2 rRNA genes are annotated in these 1996 nt (G+C 47.5%); both read left to right on the top strand.

The window, feature by feature from the left end:
* Positions 1 to 692, top strand: a 16S ribosomal RNA gene (locus HGI79_RS22355); the annotation flags it as partial.
* Positions 693 to 1069: 377 nt separating this feature from the next.
* Positions 1070 to 1996 (top strand): 23S ribosomal RNA (locus tag HGI79_RS22350); the annotation flags it as partial.

Here is a 1996-nt window from a genome sequence, read left to right as displayed (position 1 = left end):
CCTTCTGTGCCGCAGTTAACACAATAAGTATTCCGCCTGGGAAGTACGATCGCAAGATTAAAACTCAAAGGAATTGACGGGGGCCCGCACAAGCAGCGGAGCATGTGGTTTAATTCGAAGCAACGCGAAGAACCTTACCTAGACTTGACATCTCCTGAATTACTCGTAATGGAGGAAGCCCTTCGGGGCAGGAAGACAGGTGGTGCATGGTTGTCGTCAGCTCGTGTCGTGAGATGTTAGGTTAAGTCCTGCAACGAGCGCAACCCTTATCATTAGTTGCTACCATTAAGTTGAGCACTCTAGTGAGACTGCCGTGGTTAACGCGGAGGAAGGTGGGGATGACGTCAAATCATCATGCCCCTTATGTCTAGGGCTACACACGTGCTACAATGGGCAGTACAGAAAGATGCAACCTGGCGACAGTGAGCAAAACTCTAAAACTGCCCCCAGTTCGGATTGTAGGCTGAAACTCGCCTACATGAAGCCGGAGTTGCTAGTAATCGCGAATCAGCATGTCGCGGTGAATACGTTCCCGGGCCTTGTACACACCGCCCGTCACACCATGAGAGCTGGCAACACCCGAAGTCCATAGTCTAACCGTAAGGGAGACGTGGCCGAAGGTGGGGTTAGTGATTGGGGTGAAGTCGTAACAAGGTAGCCGTAGGAGAACCTGCGGCTGGATCACCTCCTTTCTAAGGATAGTTAGGTGAAATCACCTTAAATGGTGGTTATCATCCTAGAAGCTGGATTATATACACTCTGTTTAATCTTCAGGGATTATTTACATGTTGACCTAATGCGGTCAACATGATATTATATATATCCCGGTGAGTTAAACACAAGCTGTTTAACCACTAAACTATGTTCTTTGAAAATTGCACAGATAAAAAAGTAAAGCTGAAGGTATACAAATACCTTTGAAGTTTATGAACTAAACTAAGAAAATTGATAGTAACGAGCAGTTCTAGGAAAGGCTTGAGCGAGGAGGGTCGTTTACTTAAGGTAAATGAGCACCGCAGCGAAAGACTTGACGACGAGAATGGGTCGTTAATAGCAATTTTCGATGATAGGTCAAGCTACAAAGGGCGCATGGTGAATGCCTTGGCACCAGTAGCCGATGAAGGACGCGATAAGCTGCGATAAGCTTTGGGTAGGCGCAAATAGCCTGAGATCCAGAGATTTCCGAATGGGGCAACCCACATAGCTAACGCTATGTACTGTAAACTGAATCCATAGGTTTATAGAGGTAGACCCGGGGAACTGAAACATCTAAGTACCCGGAGGAAGAGAAAGAAACATCGATTTTCTGAGTAGCGGCGAGCGAAAAGGAAAGAGCCCAAACCAGGAACTTGTTCCTGGGGTTGCGGACAGATCATAAACAGAGAGGTATCTTAATTGAAGAGAGTTGGAAGGCTCCGCCGTAGAAGGTAACAGCCCTGTAAATGAAAAGAGAAGACTCTAGATCTGATCCAGAGTACCACGAGACACGTGAAACCTTGTGGGAAGCAGGGAGGACCACCTCCCAAGGCTAAATACTAACTGGTGACCGATAGTGAAGCAGTACCGTGAGGGAAAGGTGAAAAGAACCCCGGAAGGGGAGTGAAATAGAACCTGAAACCGTGTGTCCACAACCGATCGAAGTACTTTAACGTACGACGATGTGCTTTTTGTAGAACGAGCCAGCGAGTTACGATATGTAGCAAGGTTAAGTACTTAAGGTACGGAGCCGAAGGGAAACCGAGTCTGAATAGGGCGAAAAGTTGCATGTCGTAGACCCGAAACCGGGTGACCTATCCATGGACAGGTTGAAGCGGAAGTAAAATTCCGTGGAGGACCGAACCACGTTGGTGTTGAAAAACCATGGGATGAGCTGTGGATAGCGGAGAAATTCCAATCGAACTCGGAGATAGCTGGTTCTCCTCGAAATAGCTTTAGGGCTAGCGTTTTGAATGAGTAGTGGAGGTAGAGCACTGAATGGGCTAGGGGCTGACAACAG

The organism is Clostridium sp. DJ247 (genome assembly GCF_014231265.1).
The sequence above is the reverse complement of the archived record's forward strand: the minus strand, read 5'-3'. Positions and strand labels throughout refer to the sequence as shown.